The 25,600-nt window shown below is 37.9% G+C and carries 23 protein-coding genes; 6 read left to right on the top strand and 17 right to left on the bottom strand.

The window, feature by feature from the left end; genetic code table 11:
• Nucleotides 1–1,206: 1,206 nt before the first annotated feature.
• The gene (gene htpG / locus ESZ36_RS21840) at nt 1,207–3,168 is read left to right on the top strand and encodes a molecular chaperone HtpG (protein ID WP_146791820.1); all 1,962 of its coding nucleotides are present in this window, start codon (nt 1,207–1,209) and stop codon (nt 3,166–3,168) included.
• 254 nt (nt 3,169–3,422) lie between these two features.
• Nucleotides 3,423–4,067 carry an adenylate kinase gene (gene adk, locus ESZ36_RS21835; protein ID WP_146791818.1) on the top strand — a complete coding sequence of 215 codons (645 nt, stop codon included), beginning with the start codon at nt 3,423–3,425 and terminating at the stop codon, nt 4,065–4,067.
• A gap of 67 nt (nt 4,068–4,134) precedes the next feature.
• Here the strand turns inward: adk and ESZ36_RS21830 are convergent, their stop codons facing one another.
• The 10 genes from ESZ36_RS21830 to hisG form a co-directional block, all read right to left on the bottom strand.
• Entirely contained in the window at nt 4,135–4,614 is a 480-nt protein-coding gene (locus ESZ36_RS21830; RefSeq protein WP_146791816.1) for a GNAT family N-acetyltransferase, read from the bottom strand.
• 5 nt (nt 4,615–4,619) lie between these two features.
• Entirely contained in the window at nt 4,620–4,916 is a 297-nt protein-coding gene (locus ESZ36_RS21825; RefSeq protein ID WP_146791814.1) for a DUF6559 family protein, read from the bottom strand.
• Between the two features lie 374 nt (nt 4,917–5,290).
• Nucleotides 5,291–5,911 (bottom strand): bifunctional phosphoribosyl-AMP cyclohydrolase/phosphoribosyl-ATP diphosphatase HisIE, encoded by a 621-nt coding sequence (hisIE, locus tag ESZ36_RS21820; protein ID WP_146791812.1) that lies wholly within the window; start codon nt 5,909–5,911, stop codon nt 5,291–5,293.
• Nucleotides 5,905–6,681 carry an imidazole glycerol phosphate synthase subunit HisF gene (gene hisF / locus ESZ36_RS21815; protein WP_146791810.1) on the bottom strand — a complete coding sequence of 259 codons (777 nt, stop codon included), beginning with the start codon at nt 6,679–6,681 and terminating at the stop codon, nt 5,905–5,907. Before hisF ends, hisIE begins: the two co-directional genes overlap by 7 nt.
• Complete coding sequence (hisA, locus tag ESZ36_RS21810; RefSeq protein ID WP_146791808.1) at nt 6,681–7,454, bottom strand: 1-(5-phosphoribosyl)-5-[(5-phosphoribosylamino)methylideneamino]imidazole-4-carboxamide isomerase; 774 nt, start codon at nt 7,452–7,454, stop codon at nt 6,681–6,683. Before hisA ends, hisF begins: the two co-directional genes overlap by 1 nt.
• A complete protein-coding gene (gene hisH, locus ESZ36_RS21805; RefSeq protein ID WP_146791826.1) occupies nt 7,451–8,107 on the bottom strand; it encodes an imidazole glycerol phosphate synthase subunit HisH in 657 nt (218 codons plus the stop codon). The genes hisA and hisH overlap by 4 nt, the downstream gene beginning before the upstream one ends.
• A gap of 11 nt (nt 8,108–8,118) precedes the next feature.
• The gene (gene hisB / locus ESZ36_RS21800; protein ID WP_146791806.1) at nt 8,119–9,204 is read right to left on the bottom strand and encodes a bifunctional histidinol-phosphatase/imidazoleglycerol-phosphate dehydratase HisB; all 1,086 of its coding nucleotides are present in this window, start codon (nt 9,202–9,204) and stop codon (nt 8,119–8,121) included.
• Nucleotides 9,205–9,258: 54 nt separating this feature from the next.
• The gene (gene hisC / locus ESZ36_RS21795; protein WP_170235919.1) at nt 9,259–10,419 is read right to left on the bottom strand and encodes a histidinol-phosphate transaminase; all 1,161 of its coding nucleotides are present in this window, start codon (nt 10,417–10,419) and stop codon (nt 9,259–9,261) included.
• 2 nt (nt 10,420–10,421) lie between these two features.
• Nucleotides 10,422–11,726, bottom strand: coding sequence for a histidinol dehydrogenase (hisD, locus tag ESZ36_RS21790; RefSeq protein ID WP_146791804.1), 1,305 nt, complete (start codon nt 11,724–11,726; stop codon nt 10,422–10,424).
• Nucleotides 11,727–11,894: 168 nt separating this feature from the next.
• Complete coding sequence (gene hisG, locus ESZ36_RS21785; RefSeq protein WP_146791802.1) at nt 11,895–12,797, bottom strand: ATP phosphoribosyltransferase; 903 nt, start codon at nt 12,795–12,797, stop codon at nt 11,895–11,897.
• 613 nt (nt 12,798–13,410) lie between these two features.
• Here hisG and ESZ36_RS21780 point away from each other — a divergent pair.
• Entirely contained in the window at nt 13,411–13,758 is a 348-nt protein-coding gene (locus ESZ36_RS21780) for a hypothetical protein (protein WP_146791800.1), read from the top strand.
• Between the two features lie 55 nt (nt 13,759–13,813).
• Nucleotides 13,814–15,757 carry a DNA repair helicase YoaA gene (gene yoaA / locus ESZ36_RS21775; RefSeq protein WP_146791798.1) on the top strand — a complete coding sequence of 648 codons (1,944 nt, stop codon included), beginning with the start codon at nt 13,814–13,816 and terminating at the stop codon, nt 15,755–15,757.
• Between the two features lie 159 nt (nt 15,758–15,916).
• Here the strand turns inward: yoaA and ESZ36_RS21770 are convergent, their stop codons facing one another.
• The 3 genes from ESZ36_RS21770 to ettA form a co-directional block, all read right to left on the bottom strand.
• On the bottom strand, nt 15,917–16,414 hold the full coding sequence (locus tag ESZ36_RS21770) for a glycine cleavage system transcriptional repressor (RefSeq protein ID WP_146791796.1): 498 nt from the start codon (nt 16,412–16,414) through the stop codon (nt 15,917–15,919).
• An 85-nt stretch (nt 16,415–16,499) separates the two neighbouring features.
• Nucleotides 16,500–16,868 carry a PilZ domain-containing protein gene (locus ESZ36_RS21765; protein ID WP_146791794.1) on the bottom strand — a complete coding sequence of 123 codons (369 nt, stop codon included), beginning with the start codon at nt 16,866–16,868 and terminating at the stop codon, nt 16,500–16,502.
• Between the two features lie 196 nt (nt 16,869–17,064).
• Complete coding sequence (gene ettA, locus ESZ36_RS21760; RefSeq protein ID WP_146791792.1) at nt 17,065–18,744, bottom strand: energy-dependent translational throttle protein EttA; 1,680 nt, start codon at nt 18,742–18,744, stop codon at nt 17,065–17,067.
• A 284-nt stretch (nt 18,745–19,028) separates the two neighbouring features.
• On the opposite strand from ettA, the gene ESZ36_RS21755 reads away from it, so the two are divergent.
• Nucleotides 19,029–19,736: a substrate-binding periplasmic protein gene (locus ESZ36_RS21755; RefSeq protein ID WP_170235918.1), complete on the top strand. Its 708-nt coding sequence runs from the start codon at nt 19,029–19,031 to the stop codon at nt 19,734–19,736.
• Nucleotides 19,737–19,920: 184 nt separating this feature from the next.
• A complete protein-coding gene (locus tag ESZ36_RS21750) occupies nt 19,921–20,499 on the top strand; it encodes a hypothetical protein (protein WP_146791788.1) in 579 nt (192 codons plus the stop codon).
• A gap of 29 nt (nt 20,500–20,528) precedes the next feature.
• Here the strand turns inward: ESZ36_RS21750 and ESZ36_RS21745 are convergent, their stop codons facing one another.
• From ESZ36_RS21745 to epd, 4 genes are all read right to left on the bottom strand, one after another.
• The gene (locus ESZ36_RS21745) at nt 20,529–21,413 is read right to left on the bottom strand and encodes a DUF481 domain-containing protein (RefSeq protein WP_146791786.1); all 885 of its coding nucleotides are present in this window, start codon (nt 21,411–21,413) and stop codon (nt 20,529–20,531) included.
• Nucleotides 21,414–21,818: 405 nt separating this feature from the next.
• On the bottom strand, nt 21,819–22,883 hold the full coding sequence (fba, locus tag ESZ36_RS21740) for a class II fructose-bisphosphate aldolase (RefSeq protein ID WP_146791784.1): 1,065 nt from the start codon (nt 22,881–22,883) through the stop codon (nt 21,819–21,821).
• 438 nt (nt 22,884–23,321) lie between these two features.
• On the bottom strand, nt 23,322–24,500 hold the full coding sequence (locus ESZ36_RS21735; RefSeq protein ID WP_146791782.1) for a phosphoglycerate kinase: 1,179 nt from the start codon (nt 24,498–24,500) through the stop codon (nt 23,322–23,324).
• A 70-nt stretch (nt 24,501–24,570) separates the two neighbouring features.
• Nucleotides 24,571–25,590 carry an erythrose-4-phosphate dehydrogenase gene (gene epd / locus ESZ36_RS21730; protein ID WP_146791780.1) on the bottom strand — a complete coding sequence of 340 codons (1,020 nt, stop codon included), beginning with the start codon at nt 25,588–25,590 and terminating at the stop codon, nt 24,571–24,573.
• Nucleotides 25,591–25,600: the final 10 nt, after the last annotated feature.

Raw genomic sequence — 25,600 nt, 5'->3', positions numbered from 1 at the left:
AGAAGCCCGTTACGAAAGTAACGGGCTTTTTGCTGTCTGGGATTTGAAAAGATTCAGCTGATGGGGAATGTGACTCAAACTAGTTAAGCCCATGTGAGAGTAGGACATTGCTATACTTCTATTTAAAAAAGCCCGATTCGATAGAGTCGGGCTTTTTGCTGTCTGGTATTTGAAGAACTTTGCCATTACGTAAGTAAATTCAATGACGCCGATGAGTAGTGTGACTCATGTAAGTTAAGCCCATGTGAGAGTAGACATTGCTATACTTCTATTTAAAGAAGCCCGATTCGATAGAGTCGGGCTTTTTACTGTCTGGGATTTGAAGAACTTTACCGTTACGTAAGTAAATAGAATGACGCCGATGAGTAGTGTGTGTGACTCATGTAAGTTAAGCGGATGTGAGCGTAAGATATTCTCAATTTCACTTTAAAGAAACCCATAGCTAATGCTACGGTTTTTTTGCTGTTTGGGATTTGAAAAAGTTCCTATTAATGGTTAAGCATATGACAGTTACGCCGATGGTTGTATGACTCAGGCCTGTTAAGCCTATTTGGGCATATGATATTCTAGACTTCACTCTCTAAATGATACACAAAAGCTAGATTTGAAAGAGTCGGGATCTTTGCTATTTGTAATTAAATAAATATAAAATTCGTAACTAAATGTTTTTTGATGGTTATGGTGGTTAAAAGTCATATTTTATATGGGGTTAGGGTATTGTTTTACACTTGGTTGTGCGAATACATATTCAATTAACTTGCTTAGTTATGCTAAAATGTACTAGTATATTAGAAATAAACTGTTTGTATTACTTACGCTATAAGGTAATGTGAACCAGTTAATAAATTGTGGTTTACTCCCTAAGCAACAAATTAATAACTGCATACTTATTGGTAAACCTGATCTGTCAATCATTTATCGCAAGTATACATTTCCGGAGTAGGGCAACCTACTCCGGTATTTTCCCTTTAATGTTGAATTTTCCTTCCTATCTTAGATAAATACTAGTTTTGATCATGCTTAGTGAAATAAAAATAAATAAATTAGCTTTAACCATGAAGTTGAATAGCCATTAGTTTATTACTTTTAGTATTATCAATTGATCAGCATTTATAGTTATCCCTTGAATTTTCTATCCTCAGCCCCACATACTTTCTAACAACTTTTTAAAAGTACATTAATAATTTTTCACCGGAGATATTTTAGATGTCAGAAACTAATCAAGTACAAAATCATGCGTTCGCATCGGACAACGCCAAAATACTACAATTAATGATCCACTCACTATATTCAAACAAAGAAATATTTTTGCGTGAGTTAGTTTCAAATGCTGCTGATGCTGCAGATAAGCTTCGTTTCAAAGCATTATCAGATAATGCTCTTTATGAGAATGATGGCGATTTACGTGTACGAGTTAGTTGTGATAAAGAAAATAATACGATTACTATTTCAGACAACGGTATAGGTATGAACCAAGAAGAGGTTATTGAACATCTTGGTACTATTGCTAAATCAGGTACTGCTGAGTTTTTCTCTCAGTTATCTGGTGATCAAGCTTCAGACTCGCAACTTATTGGTCAATTTGGGGTTGGTTTTTACTCTGCATTTATTGTTGCTGATAAGGTAACTGTTCGTACCCGTAAAGCTGGCAATAGCTCTACTGATGGTGTTGAGTGGATTAGTGCAGGTGAAGGCGAATTCACTACGGCTCAAATTGAGAAGACTAATCGTGGTACTGACATTATTCTTCATTTAAAAGAAGATGAATCAGAATATGCGGATGACTGGCGTTTAAAGTCTATTGTTACTAAGTATTCAGATCACATTTCTGTTTCAGTTGAAATGTTAACTGCAGAAGTTCCTGCTGTTGATGCAGTACCTGAAGTAACAGATGAGAATGATAAGGTAACAAGACCAGCTGTCGAGGCAATTGATGCTATCCCTGCTGTTTGGGAACCTGTTAATAAGGCTACTGCTTTATGGACGCGTGAAAAAGCTGATATTACAGATGAAGAGTATAAAGAATTCTATAAGCACGTGTCTCATGACTTCGGTGACCCTTTATTGTGGGAACATAATCGAGTAGAAGGTAAAACAGAATATACTTCTCTTTTATATGTACCAACTAAAGCTCCATTTGATATGTACAACCGTGAAAAACAACATGGTTTGAAGTTGTTTGTACAACGTGTATTTATTATGGATGACGCTGAACAGTTCATGCCGACTTACTTACGTTTTGTAAAAGGTCTTTTAGATTCTAACGATTTACCCTTGAACGTTTCTCGCGAGATATTGCAAGATAACAAGATTACTCAAGCGATTCGTAAGGGCTGTACCAAACGCGTTTTAAAAATGCTTGAGAAATTAGGTAATAAAGATGCAGATAAGTACCAAGGGTTTTGGGATGAATTTGGTCAAGTATTAAAAGAAGGTCCAGCTGAAGACCATGCAAATAAAGAACAAGTTGCTGGTTTATTACGTTTTGCTTCTACTAATGAAGATTCCACTACGCAAAATGTATCGTTAGCTTCATATATAGAACGTATGAAAGAAGGTCAGGACAAAATTTATTTTGTTGTTGCTGATAGTTTTGAAGCGGCAAAAAACAGCCCTCATTTAGAAGTTTTCCGTAAGAAAGGCATTGAAGTATTATTAATGTCAGATCGTATTGATGAATGGTTAGTAAGCCATTTAACAGAGTTTGATGGTAAGCAACTGCAATCAGTTACTCGCGGTGGACTTGATCTTGGCGATATGGATGATGCAGAAACAAAAGAGGCTCAAGAGAAACTTGAGAAAGAATATGACTCTGTTGTTAAACGCATTAAAACGAGCTTAGACGGCAAAGTTAAAGAAGTTAAACTGTCTCAACGCTTAACTGATTCTCCAGCGTGTATTGTTGCTGATGATGACGATATGAGTAGCCAAATGGCTAAGCTAATGGCATCGGTTGGTCAAGAAGTACCTGATACCTTACCTATCTTTGAGATTAATGGTGAACATGCGCTGGTTAAGCATGTAGCTGATGAGCAAGATGATGATATGTTCAACCAGTGGGTTGAGGTATTATTTGAACAAGCGATGTTGGCCGAACGCGGCAGTTTAAAAGATCCAGCAAGCTTTGTTTCACGCTTGAATAAGTTAATGTTAAGTCTAACTAAGTAAATTATGTAATCTTAACGTAATTTTTTGCTAGTACTTTAGTCTTAAAAAGGAGGGTTTCATGCATGAAACACCTCCTTTTTTGATCAATCGGCCCTTTCACCACTTGTTTGCACATAGCCTAACTTGTATAGTGTCAGCGACTTTATTGTAAAGACAAGAAATATTACCTTTGTTCGATCAAATGAATATTTATGCTATTGAGCAAAGGTAATATTTACTTCCACACTTCAACCATCAATTTAAGGTTACATAATATGCGCATTGTTTTATTGGGTGCTCCAGGCGCTGGTAAAGGCACACAAGCACAGTTCTTAATGGCTAAATTTGGTATTCCACAAATCTCAACAGGCGATATGCTACGTGCTGCTATTAAAGCAGGATCGGAGCTAGGTAACAAAGCCAAAGCCGTAATGGATGCTGGTCAATTAGTCTCTGACGATTTAATTATCGGATTAGTTAAAGAGCGAGTAGCTCAAGAAGATTGTAAAGCTGGTTTTTTACTTGATGGCTTTCCTCGCACTATTCCACAAGCAGATGCAATGAAAGAAAGTGGTATTGTTGTTGACCACGTTCTTGAATTTGATGTACCAGATGAAGTGATTGTTGAACGTATGGCTGGCCGTCGTGTACATTCTGGCTCAGGTCGTGTTTATCACCTTGTTTACAACCCACCAAAAGTGGAAGGTAAAGATGATGTAAGCGGTGATGATTTATCTATTCGTCCAGATGATGAAGAAGCTACAGTACGTAAGCGTTTAGCTATTTACCACGAGCAAACTAAGCCATTGGTAGATTTCTACCAAACAGAAGCTAAATCAGGTAGCTGTAGTTATTTAACAATTGATGGCACACAAGCCGTTGAAAAAGTTAACCAGTTATTATCAGCTCAACTGGCTTAAGTTATAGCCATTTAGTTAATAAAAAACTCGCATAAGCGAGTTTTTTTGTTTCTATGTTAGCTCATGCTTAACTACATCGTCGAATCATAGCTATGTGCGGTATGTCGTCTTCTAGGTACATTTCTGATACCTGAGTGAACCCATGTTGCTGGTAATAGGCTTTTAAATGTTGCTGTGCTGAAATTTTTATATTTTCATTAGGAAAATGTTGCTGGCACCGCGTTATACCTTCTGTCATCAGCTGATGACCTAAACCACCACCTCTTGCTTTAGTTGCTGTTACAACTCGTCCAATGCTTACATTATCAGGGTAATTTTGCCCCTTCGGTAAAATACGGAGATAAGCAACAAGTTGCTCTGCTTGATAACCCAATAGATGTAGTGTTTGAGGATGCCTATCTAGCAAATCTCTATCACTATCTAAGTCAGGATAGAAACAAGTCTGCTCAACAACAAAAATATCTACACGTAATTTTAGTACATCATATAATTGGTTAAGGGAGAGTTCTGTGAATTTTTTAGTTTGCCAAATAGTTTTTATTGTCATAATTATTACAGGTTTAAAAGTTTAAGGTAACCATAATACTTACGGTCACTAAGGTAGTCTTTGATTTCTTGTTTGTATTTTCTCATACACAGTTCAGGGAATTCAGTCGCAGTGACTTTATTTAATGCACACGAATCAAGAAAGAGTAGATAACCAAGTGGCAAATAGCTCGGATTGAAGTTACATTGATAAATGGTCGATCTGACTTGGCTGGCATTATAAAAAGTTTGTTCGCCATAACGTTTTTGTAGCTTGGGTAATAGTTGATTTCCGTACTTTTTAATTGCTCTACGCTTTAACATAACCCCTCCTTAGCACGTAATGTTCCATGTAAACTATCCGGCTATTATAATGAAGAATGATTTAGGTTCAAGAGATAATATGTCTGCCTAGTTCACAGCATGTTGTAGCTGTTCAATGTAGATCTCATCAAGGATATAAATAAGAATAATAATTAACTTAGAATAGGAATATTTGCGAGGAAAAATGGTAACAATGGGTAGTGTGTTAGCTAATCACACAAAATAAGTATCATGGGATAATTTACAATAAAGGAACGCGATTAGATTATAAATTTTTTACTGGTGATAAATACTAGCATCCTTGTTCTATAAAGATATCAAGGATGCCGGCATATAATAAAGTAACTTAGAAGTTCAGTAAAAAAACTAAGGTATTATTTGTTATGACGTGTTTGCAACACTTCCATAACCTCACTGAGTTCAATTTTTTGATCAGCCAGCAATACCAAGGTGTGATAGAACAAATCCGCACATTCACCTAGTAAATCTTCTTTAGTTTCAGCGACAGCAGCAAGTGCTACTTCAACACCTTCCTCACCTACTTTCTGAGCCATTTTAGTGGTACCGCGAGAGAATAAGTGAGCAGTGTAACTCTCTTTAGGATCATCATCTTTTCGTTGTTGAATCACTTGCTCAAGTTGGCTGAGAAAATTTTGTTGAGTAAGCTTTTGCTCAGGGAAACAAGACTCAGTCCCTAGGTGGCAACTTGGACCAATAGGTTCACAAGCAATAAGTAAACTATCGTTGTCGCAATCAGTTAATACTTGTTTAACTTCTAGAAAGTTGCCGGAAGTTTCGCCTTTTACCCATAATGCTTGTTTTGAACGGCTAAAGAACGTTGCCTTTCCCGTTGTTAGGGTTGCTTGTAAAGAGGCTTGGTTCATATAACCTTGCATTAACACTGCACCTGTCGCGGCATGCTGAATAATAGCAGGAATAAGGTTATCCATTTTCTGCCATGCCAAATCATTTATATTATCGTTAGTTACTAACATGGTCTTACCTCAATATTTTGTTCTTTTAAGTAGGTTTTTAAATCTTTAATCGGAATAATACCTTTATGGAAAACAGATGCAGCGAGCGCACCATCAACATCGGCTTGTTGATAAACATCACTAAAATGCTCAATAGTACCAGCACCACCAGAAGCGATTAAAGGCACACTACATTTTGCTCTAGCTTGTTTTAACTGCTCAATATCATAACCTTGACGAACACCATCTTGGTTCATGCAATTTAATACGATTTCACCAGCACCTAAGCTAACAACCTTTTCAATCCAGTCGAATGTGTTCCAACCTGTTTGTTGAGTGCGCTTTTCATCACCAGTAAATTGATACACCTGATATTCATCAGTGTCTTTGTTATAAAAGCTATCAACGCCAACTACAATGCACTGCTGACCAAAAACATCCGCTAAACGTGTGATTAAGTCAGGATCTCTCAATGCAGGGGAGTTGATACTAATTTTATCAGCGCCCATCATTAATATTTCTTTGGCGTCGTTTTCGCTTTTTATACCACCGGCAACACAGAAAGGAATATCAATAACTTCTGCGATACGGCTTACCCAGCTTTTATCTACTACACGGCCATCACTGCTTGCGGTAATATCATAAAAAACTAATTCATCGGCTCCTGCTTCAGCATATTTTTTTGCTAAAGGCACGATATCCCCAATAATTTCATGATTGCGAAATTGTACACCTTTTACTACCTTGCCATCACGAACATCAAGACAAGGAATAATTCTTCTGGCTAACATTATTTATCACCTGTCTTACTTACAGCGTTATTTGCTGAGGTAGTTGGCCAACAAGCGATTGCTTCTTCAAGCGTGAATTTTCCTTCTAACAATGAACGACCTAAAATAACGCCGCTAACACCGGTAGGAATCAGGGCTTTAATATCATCTAAGCTACCAATACCACCTGAAGCTTGCCAATCAATCTCAGGATATTTAGCGCAAACCTCAGAGTATAAATCAACATTAGTACCCGTTAACGTACCGTCTTTACTAATATCAGTGCATAGTACGTGCTTGATGCCTGCATCTTGGTATTGCGCAAGTAAATCTTCTAGGTTCACACCGCTATCTTCAATCCAGCCATGTGTAGGTAATGTTTTATTGCCTTGTGCATCAATTTTAATGTCTAGCGCTAATACAATTTTTTCACAGCCGTAGGTTTTCACCCATTGTGTTACTAGTTCAGGTTGCTTGATAGCTAAACTACCGATAACAACGCGATCTGCGCCGAGCGCTAATAACTGCTTTACATCATCTTCACAACGAACACCACCACCTACTTGAATAATCATAGAAGGGTGGTTAACAACTGTTTTTAAGGTTTCTAGTTGACGTTTCGTGCTGTCTTTGGCGCCATCTAAATCAACAAAGTGCATAACAGTAGCACCTGATTTAGCATAGGCTTGCTGACGTTCTTGTACCGTATATTGGTAATTTGTTTTTTGAGCGTAATCGCCTTGGTATAAACGAACAACTTCACCACCGATGAGGTCAATTGCTGGGATCATCATAAGTTTACAAGCTCCTGATTGAGTTCTGTAGAGTCTAACTCGAGAAAATTTTTAATTATTTTACTGCCTAACGCACTAGAGCGTTCAGGGTGAAATTGACAACCGATAAAGTTATCTTTCGCGATAGCAGCAGAAAAAGTACTGCCGTACTCACAACTTGCAATGGTGTATTCACTTACGGGTGCTGCAAAGCTATGCACAAAATAGAAGTAATCGCCTTCAGATATCCCCTTAAAAACAGGATGATTGCTTACTTGGGTGAGTGTATTCCAGCCCATATGTGGCAATCTATTTCCTTGTGCTTTTAATGGTTCAACGTTTGTTGGGATCAAATTTAGGCAAGGAACTATGTTGCTTGCATTGTCATCACTGTTACCTTCGGTTGAGGACTCTGTCATTAACTGCATGCCCAAACAAAAGCCAAGTACTGGTTGAGTTAAGCCTTGTAAAACAGTCACTAAATTTTTAGCTTTAATGTTTTTCATGGCATGCTTAGCGCTACCAACACCCGGGAATATAACTTTTTCAGCTTGTTGTATTATCGTTACATCATCAGTGATAGTTACCTCAAAGCCAAGTCTCTCAATGGCAAACTTAACAGAATATAAATTAGCACAGCCGGTATCTACAATGACATTTTTTGCTGAAGTCATTACCTTTGTCATTATAAACTACCCTTTGAACTTGGCATTGCATCCCCATCAACCTTGATAGCTTGACCTAATGCGCGACCAAAAACTTTGAATAGACTCTCAACTTGGTGATGACAATTACCTTTACTTGTTGATAAGTGTAATGTTATTAACATTGCGTCAGCAAGAGAGCGGAAAAAATGAGGAACCATTTGTGTCGACATGGTGCCAACCTTATCACTGGTAAAGTCTGCATCAAACTCCAACCAAGGACGACCAGAAAGGTCGATGGCACACTCAGCACGACATTCATCCATTGGTATTACAAAGCCAAAACGGTTAATACCACGTTTATTGCCTAGTGCTTGCTTTAATGCTTGGCCTAAGGCAAGCGCTGTATCTTCAACACTGTGGTGTTCATCAATATGATAATCGCCACTAACGTTACAGGTTAAGCTAAAGCCGCCGTGAGTCGATATTTGATCCAACATGTGGTCAAAAAATCCTAAACCAGTGTCTATGCTGCTTTGACCTGCTTTGTCTAAGTTTACCGTAACGGTAATATCAGTTTCTTTGGTTGTACGCGTAACAGTGGCTATTCTTGGTTGTTCTAACTGGGTAATAATTTGATCACTAACTTGAGCCCAATTTAATGTCTCGGGATCATATTTGATGCCAACGATACCCATGTTAGCAGCAAGTCCCATATCTGTTTCTCTATCGCCAATAACAAAAGAGTTAGCGAAATCTACACGACCTTGCTGAAGGTACTCACTCACTAAACCAAGCTTAGGTTTACGGCAATTACAGTTGTCTTCATCAAAATGAGGGCAAAGCAATACATCTTGAAAATGTACACCTTGAGAGCTAAAGAAGTCCATCATCTTGTTATGAGGTAAATCAAAGTCCGCCTGTGGAAAGCTTTTTGTTCCTAGCCCATCTTGGTTTGAAACCATCACTAGTTTAAAACCTTTCGCTTGCAGTTTTAATAACTCTGCAACGACATTAGGTTCGAATACAAGTTTCTCCAAAGTATCAAGCTGCTTATCGATAGCGGGCTCTTCCACTAAGGTACCATCACGGTCGATAAATAATATTTTCTCTTGTGTATTACTCATAAAATGCTCTTCATTATGTTTGTTACGCCACTTGTAATGCCGCGTTAACTTTACTTATAGTGTGTCTAATAGCTGCTTTAGCTGCGTGATTTCTTCTTTACTGCCAATACTTATTCGAAGGCAATTATCAAGCTGTAGCTGCTTAGACTGATCACGAATTAAGATGTTATGTTCTACCAATAAGTTAAATACTTTGTTTTTCTCATCGATATTATTACAACGAAATAATACAAAGTTAGCATCGCTGTTAAAAACATCGCTACACCACTTTTTTTGCTTCAGCCATTCACTCAACTGCTCACGTAAACTATTGGCAGAATTTACTCTAGCTTGCATAACGCCTAAATCATTCGTTAATGCCTTGCTGGCAATTTCAGCAACAGGTGCTGCAATAGGGTAAGGCGCAATAACCTTACTTAGTAGTGTGATAACTTCTTTACTCGATAAGGTAAAACCACAGCGTAACCCTGCTAGGGCAAAAGCTTTTGATAAGGTTCTTAGTATAATCACGTTATCACATTGGCTAATGAGTTTATTATTTACTTGCTCAGCACCCAATTCTTTATTGGTATATTCATAATAGGCTTCATCTACAACAACCATGGCGCTGTCTTTAAAAATCTCAATTGCAGCTTTAATTTGTGCTGATGGTAAGGTGTTACCTGTAGGGTTTCCTGGTGAGCATAAAAAGACAACTTTTGCTTTTCCTACTTGTTGCTTCAACCCTTCAAGGTCTAGCTGACACTTTGCCTCTGCGGTATTAACTAAGGGTACGCTAATAATACCAGCACCGTGGTTTTCTGCACTGATAGCATACATACCATAAGTGGGTGGGCAGATAAGGACGCTATCTTGATAAGCACGACAGAAACTACGAATAATTAATTCAATACCTTCATCTGCGCCGCGAGTTGCCAGTATATTATCAACAGGCAAGTTACAATAATTACTATAAGCATTTAATAGTGCTTGCGGTTGAAAGTCAGGGTAACGATTGATATTCTCGCTGCTTAATTGATACTGACCTTGACCGGGCGCTTCATTGGCATTCAACCAAGTTCTGCTATTAGCTTGCTCATTATCACCGCTTGCAAAAAGACGTCTAGCAGATTGATAAGGCACCATATCTACTAACTCTTCTCTTGCTAACTTATCTATCAAGGTATTAGTTTTTAATGTATTACTTTCTGATGCGTCATTTACTAGCGAGGTCATAACTAACTACCTTCTTCTAAGCGAATGGTTACCGCGCGCTGGTGCGCGTCTAAACCTTCAGCATCCGTTAACTCAATAATGCATTCAGCTAAACTTTGTAAACCCGCTTTCGTTATCTCTTGTACAGTAAAGCGTCGAGAGAAGTCAGCTAAAGATAAGCTCGAAATAACTTTTGAGTAACCATAGGTTGGTAAAACATGGTTAGTACCACTGGCGTAATCACCCGCAGATTCTGGCGTATAAGCACCTACAAATATCGAACCTGCATTGCGTAATTTACTGAGTAATGTTGGAGCATCTTCTGTTTGAATGATCAAGTGCTCGGGTCCGTACTCATTAGATACTTCAACAGCCTGCGCTAAGTCTTTAGTCAGAATTAAGCGAGATTGCTTTAATGCTTGTTCTGCAATTTTACAGCGAGATAATAAGGTAAGTTGCTGCGTTAATTCAGTTGATACTTTTGTGATTAAAGACTCACTATCACTGAGTAATATTACTTGGCTATCTACACCGTGCTCAGCTTGTGATAATAAATCAGCAGCGATAAAGGCTGGGTTTGCTTGCCCATCGGCGATTACTAATACTTCAGAAGGACCTGCTGGCATATCAATAGCGAAACCTGCGACTTGTTGTGATAACTGAGTTTTAGCTTCAGTAACATAACGATTTCCCGGTCCAAAGACTTTATTCACTGCAGGAATTGTTTCTGTGCCGTAAGCGAGTGCAGCAATCGCTTGTGCACCACCAACGGTATATATTTCTGTAATACCACAAAGATCGGCAGCCACTAATATTTCATCGGCTAATTGGCCATTTTTATCCGGAGGACAAACAAGCACGGTACGTTGACAGCCAGTAAGCTGTGCAGGTACACCTAACATCAATACTGTAGAAGGTAATGGTGCAGAGCCTGCTGGAATGTATAAACCAACACTTTCAATAGCTTCTGTTTTCAATGTGCATTTAACACCAGGCATTGTTTCAACGGTAATGTCAGAAGCTGTTTGCGCGCTATGAAATGATTTTATTTGCTTATACGCAGTATGAATAGCTTTTAAGCGTTTATCTGTTAATGCTAGTTTTGCTTGGGCAACTTGCGCTGAGCTTACGGATAAAGTACTAAGTGCTATACCATCAAACTGCTCAGTTAACGCAAGAATAGCTTTATCACCTTGATTTTTAACTTGCGATAAGATGTTAGAAACTTGCGTTGATAATAGTGCGCTATCGGCAATAGCCGGTCGAGCAAGGGCACTATTTTTTTGTTGCGGTGAAAGCTCTTGCCACTTGATAAGTTGATTTATCATAATTATGTCTCGGTATTAATATTTTCAATATAATTGTCTGAGAAACTAAGCTAAATAATTGTGACTTCAGCAAAGCTGTCAAGTTGTGAGTTGCCTGAGCTTAGTGTACTAAGTGATGGCAACGAACAACGCAGACAATACCGCTGAAGTTTCAAGTATACTGCTTATTTAGCCCATCATCTTCTCAATTGGCATCACTAGGATAGAGTGACAACCTAAAGCTTTCAATTGTTCCATAGTTTCCCAAAAGAATGTCTCTGTTGCTACTACATGTACAGCAACCATATTGTCACGTTCAGCAAGTGGCAAAATAGTTGGTGTTTCTGTGCCGGGCATTAATTTGCTGACTTCAGCTATTTTATCTTTTGGCGCGTGTAGCATAATATATTTGCTTTCTTTCGCTTTCATTACGCCATGAACACGTGGTAATAATGTATCTAAGATAGCTTGTTTTTCTTCACACAATGGATCAGCTCGTTGAATCAGTGACGCTTTTGAACGGAAAACTTCAGCTACTTCTTTCAAGCCATTAGCTTCAAGCGTTGCGCCGGTTGAAACTAAATCACAAATACCGTCAGCTAAGCCAACGCGAGGTGCTACTTCAACCGAGCCTTTTAACAAACAAAACTCAACATTAATACCGTTAGCTTTAGCAAAACGATTTAATAATTGCGGGTAAGTTGTGGCAAAACGTAAGCCGTCTAAACATGCTAAACCCGTGTATTCAAATTCTTCAGGCATGGCAATTGAGAAGCGACAGCCACCAAAATCTAAAGAGGTAGTGCGAATGTAGTCAGACTTATTGCCTTTTAATTGACGATCTAATTCTTCTTCTTCGAGTGTGTTATCACCCACAATGCCTAAGTCACAAACGCCGTCCATAACTAAACCGGGAATATCGCTACTGCGCACACGCATAATATCAATAGGCATATTGCTTACATGAGCTAATAATCTTCTATCGCTCAAATTCAACTTTAATCCACAAAGCTTAAGTAGTTTTTGGGTGTCTTCACTTAGGCGTCCTGATTTTTGCATGGCAATGCGTAAACGTGGCTCTGATGTGCTCATAATGTTAATTCCTATCGTTTTTAATCTTAAAATTCGTCATGTATATACAATTTATTATTCGCTAAAATGCGAAAACCCCCGAGAGAGTCGTGACTCTTTCGGGGGTTTAGCAATTATAATTACTTCTATTAAGAGGATATATTATGCTTTTTTAAACCACTGAAAGGCCAGTTGCCCTTCAGTAATTTACTTATTAAGTAAACCTGAATGGGCTAGTTGTAGTGATGGTGATGATGTCGGCGATTCAGGTTAATAATCATGGTTAAAAAGTCTCTAATAGTAGGTCATTTGCTGTTAACTTGATGGTAATCTAAAATTAAATTAACAGGTAGAAAAATAATTTGTTTTGATGCTGTTTACACTACTGTTTAATTAAGGTACCTGCAAGTAATAAATAAGGGTTTTTTATTATGATTTGTTATATGAATCTTGCTTAAAGTTATTACTCTAAATTGATTGTGTGGACCAGTTAAAATTTATAGCCTAAAGATTTTAAGATAATAGTCGATAACATGGTATTGCAATATATACTCAAGCTACCTGAAATACGCATTTTCAACAAGTTTGGGTATAGTTATTTATTTGCGACTTTTAAATTGCGGAGGAACTAAGAATGGATATTTTTACTACTCAACTAACACGTGTAGTCCCTGTACCGATTAAGCCAGCAAGCTTAAAGGTTAAGGCATTACTCAAAGAAGCTGCTAACAGTAAACTTAGCCAAGACTCTGATCATATTGAAAACCATGAGTATTATTTTACTTCGGAAGACGATCAATACCACTCCAGCGTGCAAGGAAGTGAGCAAGAGCAGCATGCCAAGCAAAAGCAAGATGAGAAAAAGAATACTGATTGCATAAATAATGAAGTTGCTTCAAAGCAGGACGAAAAAGAGATTAACGTTGAAAAATCTAACAATGGTAATAACGACGATACTAAGCACTTAGATCTTTATGCTTAAGCTGTTGTTAAGTATACTCTCTGCATAAATACTCATTTGTGTCCTCTCGTTTTACATGACCGAAAACAACGTTAACCAAGTTAGCCAAGCCTTTTCTCAAGAAGGCGCTTTAGCTAAAGCCATTAAAGGCTTCTCGCCGCGTCAGGCACAAACTGATATGGCGCTTGATGTTGCCCATGCAATAGACAAGCAATCATCGCTTATTGTTGAAGCAGGAACAGGTACCGGAAAAACTTTTGCGTACTTAATCCCTGCCTTTTTATCGTTAAATCCGAAAAATCCGAAAAAGATCGTGGTTTCAACCGGGACTAAAAACCTGCAAGAGCAACTCTTTCATAAAGATATTCCCTTAATAAAAAAGGCGCTAGCGAGTAATGCGCAAGTCGCTTTATTAAAAGGTCGTGCAAACTATTTATGTAACTATCGGTTAGCACAGTATCAAGATAGTCGAGGTCAACTTGATGCTCAAATGTTGCAAGATTTAGTTAAAGTAAAAACCTGGGCAAATGGCACGCAAAGTGGCGATATTGGCGAACTAGTGAATGTCAGTGAAGACTCCAGTATTTTTCCTTTTGTAACGAGTACCTTGGATAACTGTTTGGCAAGAGACTGCCCAGACTATGAAGCATGTCATTTAGTTAGAGCTCGTCAAAAAGCAAGTGATGCCGATATTATTGTGGTGAATCATCATTTGTTTTTTGCTGATATGGCCCTAAAAGATACTGGTTTTGGTGAGCTTATTCCTAAGGCTCAAGTGATGATTTTCGATGAGGCGCATCAAATTGGAGATATCGCGAGTGAATATTTTGGCGAGGCATTTTCTAGTAAGCAACTCGTTGATTTATGTACCGACGTATTACAAGTACACCGCAGTAGTTTAACTGATGTCAAACAGTTAGGTCTAGCAGCCGAAAAGCTACAAAAGACTTGCCAAGAATTTCGCCTCTTATTTAATTATGATCCGGAACGTGGCAATTGGCGAGAAAAATATAAACAAGCTCAATTTCAGCAAAAATTCGCTAACCTAAAAATTGATTTAGATTTTCTATATCAAGTGATAAAACTGTGTGTTTCAAGAAATGAAGCCATAGATAATTGTTTTGACCGTGCTGTTAATTTACTTGCTCAATATGACGTGATGGCAAATGTTGAAGCATATGGTATGAGCTTCTGGTATGAAACCACTCCGCGGAGTGTGGTATTACATCAAACACCCTTAAATGTTAGTGAAAAATTTAATACCTTTGTGAAAGAATCTGGTGCTGGTTGGATTTTTACCTCGGCAACATTAGCTGTAGATAATAGCTTTAATCATTTTGCTAAACACTTAGGTTTACAAGACGCTAAACAATTATTACTTGATAGTCCGTTTGATTACCAAGCACAATCGCAGCTTGTTGTGCCGCGTTATTTGCCGCAGGCCAATGATAAAAATCGTGCCTTAAAGTTAGCTGAGTTAGCTGAACCGTTGATTAAAGCCAGTAAAGGTGCCTGTTTCATGCTTTTTACCAGTTATCGTGTAATGCACCAGGTTGCAGAAATTTTGGCTGAAAGTATTGATAACCCCTTATTAGTGCAAGGTAAAATGGCTAAGCGAAAGCTACTCGAGCAATTTGTCGAACAAGGCGATGCTGTACTGCTGGCTACGGCTAGCTTTTGGGAAGGTATTGATGTTCGTGGTGATAAGCTCACTTGCGTGATTATTGATAAGTTACCTTTTGCTTCGCCGGACGATCCTCTGTTGCAAGCTCGGTGTGAAGATGTAAGGCGTCAAGGTGGAGAGCCTTTTACTCAAATTCAATTACCTCAAGCGGTTATCGCGTTAAAGCAAGGGGTAGGGCGACTTATTCGCGATGTTAGTGATCGTGGTGTGCTAGTTATTTGTGATGATAGGTTGGTGAATAAACCTTATGGTGAAACTTTCTTAAAAAGTTTACCTGATATGAAACGGAGCCGAGATATTAATAAAGCCGCAAAATTTTTGGAAACTTTATCCTAGGATAGCCTCTTAGAGAGTAGTACCCCCTTATTTATTAACTATTGGCAAGTAAAATAGACATAAAAAACGAGTGCTTATGGCACTCGTTTTTGATTAGCATACATTTAAATTAAAGGTTGATAGCACAGCCGTCTTACTAAGCACTACTACCTAGAAACACTAGCGGGAAATATCTACCATCAAGTCATCTGCGATTTGCTCTAATGCACTGATAAGGTGATCCACAGATTTATCATCAATAGCAATTTGTACTTTCGCTTTAAAAATATCTTGGCCACTATGAGCCGCGCTATCATTTGAGCTTACTAGCTTGATTAAGTTACCATTTTGATGATGAATAACAGAAGATACTTCTTGTACAATGCCTGCTCTATCATTAGCCGTAATCTCTAGTACTAAATTACTAATAACGTCGGGTATGTTAGGCTCTGCCACTTCAATTTGGCAACTTAATCCTTTAATGCCTTTTAATGCACTGATTAAGCTTTCACTTTTTTCACTTGCCACGGCTACTTCAATTACGCCGGCGAAAAAGCCAGATAAATGATGCAGACTACTCACTTGCCAGTTGCCTTGATGTTTGGAAATAACTTTAGATAAAGTGTCTACTAGACCTGTTTGATCAGGGCCAATACAAGAGATGATTAGATGATTCATTAAGACTCCTAAAAGGTTTGGGTAGAAAAGCTGGAAAACTTTTACTAATTTAAATTTAAACTAAAATGTAAGTATAATCAATAACTTAATTTAAGTTTATACGTGATAACTGACTTAGTTCTTTATTCAGTTGTTCGCTATTACCTAGATTGAGTTCAACCAAACGACGTAAATGAGTAACACTGTCAATATCAATAGCATTACATTGCAAACCTGTTTCGTTTTCTTCTTCGTGAACAACCGCAATGTTCATGTTCACTTCTGATTCATTGTCTGATAATAAAAAGTGTAAGGTGCCTACTTTACCTTTTAAGGGTTGTTCACTCTCAATGGCAGTAACTAAGGCACCATTAAGTGATATATCATGAATAGACACATGGTATATATTATTTTCAATTGCTATCTCTGCTTTTATTGAAAATAAAATACGAGTAAATTGTCGTCTATTTTCCATGTCTATTTTCCAACCGGGATAATGACTTTTGTCATCGATTGGCTTCAGCATAGCCTTATTTTATTGAAAAGTAAAAAATTACAGGGCACAAAAAAGCCAGTTAAAATCAAGTTTTAACTGGCTTTTATCGGTAAACTCATTAACAAATCACAGCAAAATTACTAACGTACTAGTAACGGCTGTTTTTATTTAGTGTTTACCCTATTTTTTTGTATTTAATTCTGTGTGGTTCAGTTGCTGCAGGGCCTAAAGTTTTCTTCAACCATGCTTCATAATCTGTAAAGTTACCTTCAAAGAAGTTGATTTGACCTTCATCTCGGTAATCTAGGATATGAGTAGCAATGCGATCTAAGAACCAGCGATCATGGGAAATAACCATGGCACAACCAGGGAATTCTAATATCGCCTCTTCCAATGCGCGTAAAGTTTCAACATCTAAATCGTTGGTTGGTTCATCGAGCAGTAATACGTTTCCACCTGTTTGCACTAACTTGGCTAAATGCACACGGTTACGTTCACCACCGGATAACTCACCAATGATCTTTTGTTGATCGTTACCTTTAAAGTTAAAGCGTGAACAATAAGCACGGCTTGGGATTTCAAAATTACCAATTTGTAAAATATCATGGCCTTGTGAGATTTCTTGGTAAACGGTTTTGCTGTTATCCATGTCATCACGGAATTGATCGACGCTGGCAAGCTTAACTGTATCGCCCAATACTACTTCACCAGAATCAGGTTTTTCAGCACCAGACATCATTTTAAAGAGTGTTGATTTACCTGCACCGTTTGGTCCGATAATACCAACAATAGCACCTTTAGGTACGCTAAAGCTTAAGTCATCAATAAGTACTCTATCGCCAAACGATTTGGTTAAGTTATTAACATCAAGTACTTTATCGCCTAAACGAGGTCCAGGTGGAATGTAAAGCTCGTTAGTCTCGTTACGTTTTTGATGATCTTGGCTATTAAGTTCTTCAAAACGAGCCATACGGGCTTTACTTTTTGATTGGCGTGCTTTTGGATTTGAGCGTACCCATTCAAGTTCTTGCTTAATGGTTTTTTGTAATGCACTTTCGGTTTTACCTTCTCGCTCAAGACGAGCATCTTTTTGCTCTAACCAAGATGAGTAATTACCTTCATAAGGAATACCGTGGCCTCTATCAAGCTCTAATATCCAGCCAGCAACATTGTCTAAGAAATATCTATCATGGGTGATAGCTACCACAGTACCAGGGTAGTCATGTAAGAAGCGCTCTAACCATGCAACAGATTCAGCATCCAAATGGTTGGTTGGTTCATCGAGTAATAACATGTCTGGTTTTTCAAGTAATAAGCGACAAAGTGCGACACGACGTCGTTCACCACCACTTAGTACTGCAATTTTTTTATCCCATTCTGGCAAACGTAATGCATCAGCGGCACGTTCTAATACGTTATCAATATTATGACCATCTTGCGCATTAATGATATCTTCGAGGTCGCCTTGCTCTTTTGCTAGGGCGTCAAAGTAAGCGTTTTCTTCAGCATACTCGTTATAGACTTGGTCTAAACGTGCCATAGCATTTTTAACTGTCGAAACCGCTTCTTCAACAGCTTCACGCACAGTTTGATTCTCATCAAGTTGAGGTTCTTGTGGCAAGTAGCCAATTTTAGTACCTGCTAATGCAACCGCATCACCTTCAAATTCAGTATCAACACCAGCCATAATACGAAGCAAGGTAGATTTACCTGAGCCATTTAAACCTAAGACACCGATTTTAGCGCCTGGGAAAAATGAAAGAGAAATATCTTTTAAAATAGTGCGCTTGGGTGGAACTACTTTAGAAACTCGATTCATCGACATGATGAATTTATCTGGTAGTGGCTGAGCCATGTAGATACCTTTTTATTTGGAGGAAAATATAATTGCGGTTATTTTAGGGCAAAGCTGGATTGATTAGCAAAGTAAACTTTGTTTTATTGTCCTAAACACTGAAAAAGGAACTCATTAAGTAATAGTTCTTTTAAATAGAGGGATTGAGGTAGTTATCGTCAGTTATCTAAAATGAAAAAATTAGTTTTTGTGAACGAAACTTAATACTTTTAATGGAGATGATAATTTAAATGATACAATTTATTATATTGATTTCACACATTAAACCTAGATGTAGAGTTGCAATGAAAAATTCACTGTTAATTATATTTTTACTTCTTTCTTTTACTGCACGGTCCAACGAAGAGGAACTAAAAGTGGTAACAGAAGACTGGCCGCCTTTTATTTTAAAGGGCCAGGAAGTCTCAGGAATAGTTACCAGTAATATAAGGGAAATACTGGCATACACCGATATTAAATATTCGATAGATGTCTATCCATGGGCAAGAAGTTTTCATTTAGCAACAACCAATCCTAATATACTTATTTATTCCATTTATAGAACAAAGCAGCGAGAGTCAAAATTTCATTGGTTTTGCCCCCTCTATAAATCCACCCCAATTCATGTGTATAAACTTGCGTCGAATGAGATCAATATAGATTCTTTAGAGGCATTAAAAACAAGTGTAGTAGGTATCATGCGTGGAGATAATAGCCACAGTTACTTTCTACAACAAGGATTTCAAGAGGGAGTGAATCTAGATATATCTTCTAATGAAGAAACAAACCTGAAAAAATTAATTAAAGGGAGGATAGATGTTGTTATTCAGTCTAAAGAATCACTAAACTATCGCTTAGGTTTACTTGGATCAGAAGATTTGAATCTTATGTCAGGCTTAGAAATATCAAAAGGTGAAAGTGCTGAACATTGCATGGCACTAAGCCTTGGAACTAAAGCTGAAACAATTAAGAAAATAAAAAAAGGATTCGAGCAGTGGCAAAAAACTCAATAATGATGTTTTGATTAATTAATCTTTCATTCTTTACTACAGTTCTTTACGCCAAGGTTACGATTTTCAACAGTTACACTCTTTTGTGACGCTAGAATGGTAGTCATTATCAGTGCCTAGTTAATGTGAGAATAAAATTATTACCTTAACAGTGCGTCAAGACTCAATATCATTTTAAGAAACGACCATGAATTCGAATATTGCTATAACTATTACCGCATTATCACTATCGAGTTGCGGCTCCATAGGTGGATATACAGAAAATCATACGGAAACAAAGGTGAGCTTTTCTGAGTACAGCGCTCACACGAATAATTACCTTAACAAGCAAACCCGTTTAAAAGTGGCCCAAACTGGTTTAGTTTCTGGCAGCACCTTATTATATTCAGCTCAGGGCAGTAGTTCACCGATTAGTACTAATAACAGTAGTTTCAATGTAACTTATCCTTTGTGGATAAACGAGTCAGAAGTTGATGATGTTGAGTATGCTATTGATAAGTACCGCCAATGGCAAAAACAGGAGACTCCTGATAAATACCTCTTAACTTTACCAATCAATGAATATGTCTCTGAATGGATGAATGGTGTTACTTTCAAATTTGGTTTGTATAGCACCAAGCAAGGAAGAGACTTTCTCAGCGTTTGTTACGAATTTAGTGAATCAGGGATTTGCACTTTTACTTACATGATTGATGAGCAAAGTGTTGAGCTGTTATCTAACGATTTACAGAAATTTAAGCAGCATTCATTTGAGTTAGGCAGCTAAAAATTTTGGCTGCACAACTCATGAGGCAATTAAAAACTATAAATAAGTACTGCAGAAGTTTCCGTATTTAAATTTTCTTTATCATCATCAACTTTTGAGTTGTAATCGATAACGAAGTTAAGTTTAAGTTGCAGCGAATCAATTAACCTACTAGTAATTGAACTTTCAGCTTTGTAAATGCTGTTTTGCCCCTGTTCTATCGCGTGTTTTACAACGAATAGTTGTTTAAACTCAATATGCTCATTCATCTTTCTTATATACAGTGCTTGTGCTTGTAGAATAAGAGTGTCTTGAGTTTTATTTGTCATACCTAAAGCTATTTCTTCAGTCGTAAGTTGGGTAACGTCCCTCTTAAAACCGGGACCTACATCGGCATCAAAACTAGCATCTTTGTTTTCAAACCAACGGCGCCCCCAACCCATTGATATTGACGCTTGTGAGTCAAAACCAGAAAAACGATTTTCTTCATAAAAGACACTACCATAGATGTAGTTTTGCTTTACTGCATCAAGGGTGTAGTTAGTTTGCGAAGTAATACTCCACTTTTGATCGGTAGTTTCAAAGTTTTTTTGGATGTCATTGGTACTTACTTCATCTTCAGTTTCAGTTTTTTTAACTAATAAATCAAAAACAAAGAAACTTCGCCAAAGGCCTCTTTCAAAGCGTAAATCCAAACCTGTTTTGATATCGGCACTACGGGTGTTCCCCGTTAAGTAAAGCAAACCAAGTTGTGCTGAGGCGGTAAACAAAGTGCCAGATGAAGGTTGTTGAGACTCGTCAGCTTTTTCAAGACTAAATAATATGTCTGAAGCATTAGCAGAATTTGTCTCTATTTTTTGCTCTTGAGCATTAGACAGCGTAGGTAACGCGCAATAAATTGCAAAAATGGGTAGTAGAATGAAACGAGAAAACATCTTGAAAAAATTACTTAATAGAAATGAAACGTGATTATATTAAGTCGATTATACCTAACTAGCTTGTTTATTTCGAGCATAAAAAAAGGGCCTAAGCCCTTTTAATTAATAGTTATACCAATTCCAATAAGTTTCTTCTCACTCAGCGAGAGTTAAAAGACTTAGAGGCAAGGCATTGATTGTAGAGAATGGTTATTCCCTTCTCAAAATTAATAACGCGGCATATAAGCCTTTTAAACTCGCCCTTCGGGAGCTTTCCAGCAATTAGATAACCGCACAAAATTTCTTTCATATAGAGTAACTATATGCAAAAAAATTCTATTTGTTCTCAAACCGCTGGTAAGCTCTGAGTGGGAACAAATTTAATGGACTTGGTATTATTGTAACTACTTTGTATCGATGATGTTACTTGATGATAGCTTTAAGCTCACCACGTTGGTAACGATCAAACATGTTATCAAGACTTATTGGCTTGATTTTGCTGGCATTACCAACAGTATTAAATGCTTCATAACGTGCTTTACAAATGTCGTACATAGCATTTGTAGATACTTGTAAAAATTTACGTGGATCAAATTCACTTGGATTTTCTGCTAAGAAACGACGAATAGAGCCCGTAGCAGCAAGGCGTAAATCTGTATCTATATTGATTTTACGTACGCCATTTTTAATACCATGTTGAATTTGTTCAACAGGTACACCGTAAGTTTCAGGGATCTTTCCACCAAACTCATTAATAACAGCTAACCAATCTTGTGGTACAGATGAAGAGCCATGCATCACTAAGTGAGTATGTGGGATACGTTGATGAATTGCTTTAATACGATCAATCGCTAAAATATCGCCTGTAGGTGGACGTGTAAATTTATAAGCACCATGAGAAGTACCACAAGCAATAGCAAGTGCATCTACCTGGGTTTTATTTACAAAGTCAGCTGCTTCTTCAGGGTCTGTTAACATTTGTTCTTTTGTTAAAACACCTTCAGCGCCAACGCCGTCTTCTTCACCAGCCATGCCTGTTTCAAGCGAGCCTAAACAACCTAATTCGCCTTCAACAGAAACACCACAAGCGTGTGCCATTTCAACAGTGCGACGTGTTACGTCAACATTGTATTCATAACTACTTGGAGTTTTGCCGTCATCCATTAATGAGCCATCCATCATTACTGATGAAAAACCTAATTGGATTGAACGTTGGCAAATCGTAGGAGAAGTCCCGTGGTCTTGATGCATAACCACTGGAATATGTGGAAACTCTTCAATCGCCGCTAAAATTAAATGGCGTAAAAAAGGCGCGCCGGCGTATTTTCTGGCACCTGCAGATGCTTGCATGATGACAGGGCTATCAGTATCACTAGCGGCAAGCATGATTGCACGTACTTGCTCTAAGTTATTTACATTAAATGCTGGAATACCGTATTCAAATTCTGCCGCATGATCGAGCATTTGGCGCATTGAAATTAAAGCCATTTACTTACTCCTAGATAAGTTTTTGTTGCTAAGGTTGAAAGTTTTTATTCAGATAACAAAATTATAGCAAATAGCACCTTTATCTGACAGGATAATTTGATTAAAGTTGTTTTTTAAACACTAATAGATGTAAAAGCTGAATTTTGTACGAATATTACAAGATACACTTGTTTAACAAGCCATATTAGTGACTTTTTCGAGATTGTGATTGTAAGTTTACTACAATTGCATTGCAAGATGTTTCGTTTGTATTTCGGTTTTATTTCGTTCTTGTTTCGTTTTGATGTTTCTTGTCTGTTTTGAATTTCGTTTTACTTTCTTTTTCTTTTAACATTGATATTTTAGCTATTAAAAAACGAGTACCTTGACTAAGGCACTCGTTTTTTGATTTAGTCCCACTAGCAGTTAACTGCTAGTGAATAATGAATAGTAGCAATATTATGATTTAGCGCGTTGCTCTAATATTTCTACAGCAGGTAACTTTTTACCTTCTAAGAATTCCAAGAACGCACCACCACCTGTTGAGATGTAAGATATTTTATCGGCAATTTCATATTTATCAACAGCGGCTAAAGTGTCACCACCACCAGCTATTGAGAAAGCTGAGCTATCAGCAATGGCTTGTGCGATGACTTTGGTACCTTCACCGAACTGATCAAATTCAAATACGCCAACTGGACCATTCCACACAATAGTACCCGCGTTAGCGATGATCTCAGTGAGTGCTTTTGTAGAATCTGGCCCGATATCAAAAATCATTTCATCAGCAGTGACTTCATTGACCGGCTTTAATGTTGCAGTTGCAGAGGCTGAAAATTCAGTGGCAACAACGACATCACTAGGAACCGGGATATCACCGTTGTTCGCTTTCGCTTGCTTAGTTAAGCGAGTTGCTTCTTCAACTAAATCAGCTTCATATAATGATTTTCCGACGTTATGACCATCTGCTGCAATAAAGGTATTAGCAATACCGCCGCCAACAACAAGTTGGTCAACAATGCCCGCCAAAGAATCAAGCACAGTCAATTTAGTTGATACTTTAGAGCCACCAACAATTGCGACAAGTGGTCTTGCAGGATTATCTAAGGCCTTGCCTAATGCTTCTAATTCACCAGAAAGCAATGGACCAGCACATGCAGTAGCAGCAAATTTTGCTACGCCATGAGTACTTGCTTGCGCGCGATGAGCAGTACCAAAAGCATCCATAACGAATACATCACATAAAGCAGCTAACTTTTTAGCTAGAGCGTCATCATTTTTCTTTTCACCAACATTAAAGCGAATATTCTCAAATACCACTAATTCACCAGCAGCAACGTCTACGCCTTCTAGGTAATCAGTGACTAAGCGTACAGGGTAATTTAATGCGGCACTAAGGTAATCAGTTACTGGTTTAAGTGAAAACTTCTCTTCAGGCTGGCCTTCAGTTGGACGACCTAAATGAGACATAACCATCACTTTTGCGCCAGCTTCTAGTGCCAGTTTAAGTGTGGGTAATGCCGCGCGTAAACGAGCATCTGAGGTGATTTTACCATCGGTTACAGGTACATTTAAATCTTCACGAATTAATACGCGCTGGTTAGCTAATGTTAAATCAGCCATTTTGATAATCGACATTGTTGTCTCCTGTTTTCACTGTCTGTGAATTTTGTGAAATATTTTCTATAAAGTTTATTTTCAATTTTTCTTAGTTTTCTGCTTGATGCATTGCCATGGCAGTGTCTAACATACGATTGGCAAAGCCCCATTCGTTGTCACACCACACAAGCATTTTAATTAAGCGCTTATGGCTGACGCGTGTTTGGTTACCGTCGACGATACAAGAATGAGGGTCATGATTAAAATCGACCGAAACCAAAGGCTCTTCGGTATACGCCAATACGCCATACAAATCATGATTACTGGTCGCAGCTTGTATCGCTTGGTTGATGTCGCAAATGCAGACATCATTATTAACGGTAAGGCTTAAATCCATTGCGGTAACATTGATTGTAGGTACACGTACAGCAATCGCTTCAAAGCGGCCTTTAAATTTTGGTAATATTCGTTCAATACCCGCAGCAAGTTTAGTGTCTACTGGAATGATTGATTGGCTGGCTGCACGAGAGAGACGTAGGTCTTTATGATAAGCATCAATGACTTGTTGATCATGCATTGATGAATGTATGGTGGTGATACTACCACTTTCTACATCAAAGGCCTCATCGATGACTTTAATAACCGGCACTATACAGTTAGTCGTGCAAGAGCCATTTGAGACAATACGATCACCTGAAGTTAATGTTTGATGATTAATGCCATAGATGATGGTTGCATCAATATCTTGGCTACCCGGATGCGAGAATAACACTTTCTTAGCACCTCGATTGATATGGCTTAAACCATCAGCTTGATTGCCATACTTACCGGTACAATCAAGGACAATATCAATATCTTGCTGCTGCCAAGGGAGACTATTTAAGTTACCGATATGCGTTAGTGCTATTTCATCACCATTGATAACTAATTGGTTGTCTTTTTGGCTAACACTGAAAGGAAATCGACCATGAGTACTATCATATTTCAATAGATGAGCTATGCCAGAAGCAGGTGCTAGTTCATTGATTGAAACTAAGGTAAATAAATCTGTCTTGCCACTTTCATATAGCGCTCTAACTACGCTGCGACCGATACGGCCAAAGCCATTAATGGCAATTCTAATTGTCATAACTTCACTG

It is taken from the genome of Colwellia demingiae (assembly GCF_007954275.1).
GTDB lineage: Bacteria > Pseudomonadota > Gammaproteobacteria > Enterobacterales > Alteromonadaceae > Colwellia > Colwellia demingiae.
This window is presented reverse-complemented; position numbering and strand designations above follow the sequence as displayed.

Coding starts and splice junctions, on each gene's coding strand:
- htpG (WP_146791820.1), top strand. CDS start 1,207: ATGTCAGAAACTAATCAAGTACAAAATCATGCGTTCGCATCGGACAAC.
- adk (WP_146791818.1), top strand. CDS start 3,423: ATGCGCATTGTTTTATTGGGTGCTCCAGGCGCTGGTAAAGGCACACAA.
- ESZ36_RS21830 (WP_146791816.1), bottom strand. CDS start 4,614: ATGACAATAAAAACTATTTGGCAAACTAAAAAATTCACAGAACTCTCC.
- ESZ36_RS21825 (WP_146791814.1), bottom strand. CDS start 4,916: ATGTTAAAGCGTAGAGCAATTAAAAAGTACGGAAATCAACTATTACCC.
- hisIE (WP_146791812.1), bottom strand. CDS start 5,911: ATGTTAGTAACTAACGATAATATAAATGATTTGGCATGGCAGAAAATG.
- hisF (WP_146791810.1), bottom strand. CDS start 6,681: ATGTTAGCCAGAAGAATTATTCCTTGTCTTGATGTTCGTGATGGCAAG.
- hisA (WP_146791808.1), bottom strand. CDS start 7,454: ATGATGATCCCAGCAATTGACCTCATCGGTGGTGAAGTTGTTCGTTTA.
- hisH (WP_146791826.1), bottom strand. CDS start 8,107: ATGACTTCAGCAAAAAATGTCATTGTAGATACCGGCTGTGCTAATTTA.
- hisB (WP_146791806.1), bottom strand. CDS start 9,204: ATGAGTAATACACAAGAGAAAATATTATTTATCGACCGTGATGGTACC.
- hisC (WP_170235919.1), bottom strand. CDS start 10,419: ATGACCTCGCTAGTAAATGACGCATCAGAAAGTAATACATTAAAAACT.
- hisD (WP_146791804.1), bottom strand. CDS start 11,726: ATGATAAATCAACTTATCAAGTGGCAAGAGCTTTCACCGCAACAAAAA.
- hisG (WP_146791802.1), bottom strand. CDS start 12,797: ATGAGCACATCAGAGCCACGTTTACGCATTGCCATGCAAAAATCAGGA.
- ESZ36_RS21780 (WP_146791800.1), top strand. CDS start 13,411: ATGGATATTTTTACTACTCAACTAACACGTGTAGTCCCTGTACCGATT.
- yoaA (WP_146791798.1), top strand. CDS start 13,814: ATGACCGAAAACAACGTTAACCAAGTTAGCCAAGCCTTTTCTCAAGAA.
- ESZ36_RS21770 (WP_146791796.1), bottom strand. CDS start 16,414: ATGAATCATCTAATCATCTCTTGTATTGGCCCTGATCAAACAGGTCTA.
- ESZ36_RS21765 (WP_146791794.1), bottom strand. CDS start 16,868: ATGGAAAATAGACGACAATTTACTCGTATTTTATTTTCAATAAAAGCA.
- ettA (WP_146791792.1), bottom strand. CDS start 18,744: ATGGCTCAGCCACTACCAGATAAATTCATCATGTCGATGAATCGAGTT.
- ESZ36_RS21755 (WP_170235918.1), top strand. CDS start 19,029: ATGAAAAATTCACTGTTAATTATATTTTTACTTCTTTCTTTTACTGCA.
- ESZ36_RS21750 (WP_146791788.1), top strand. CDS start 19,921: ATGAATTCGAATATTGCTATAACTATTACCGCATTATCACTATCGAGT.
- ESZ36_RS21745 (WP_146791786.1), bottom strand. CDS start 21,413: ATGTTTTCTCGTTTCATTCTACTACCCATTTTTGCAATTTATTGCGCG.
- fba (WP_146791784.1), bottom strand. CDS start 22,883: ATGGCTTTAATTTCAATGCGCCAAATGCTCGATCATGCGGCAGAATTT.
- ESZ36_RS21735 (WP_146791782.1), bottom strand. CDS start 24,500: ATGTCGATTATCAAAATGGCTGATTTAACATTAGCTAACCAGCGCGTA.
- epd (WP_146791780.1), bottom strand. CDS start 25,590: ATGACAATTAGAATTGCCATTAATGGCTTTGGCCGTATCGGTCGCAGC.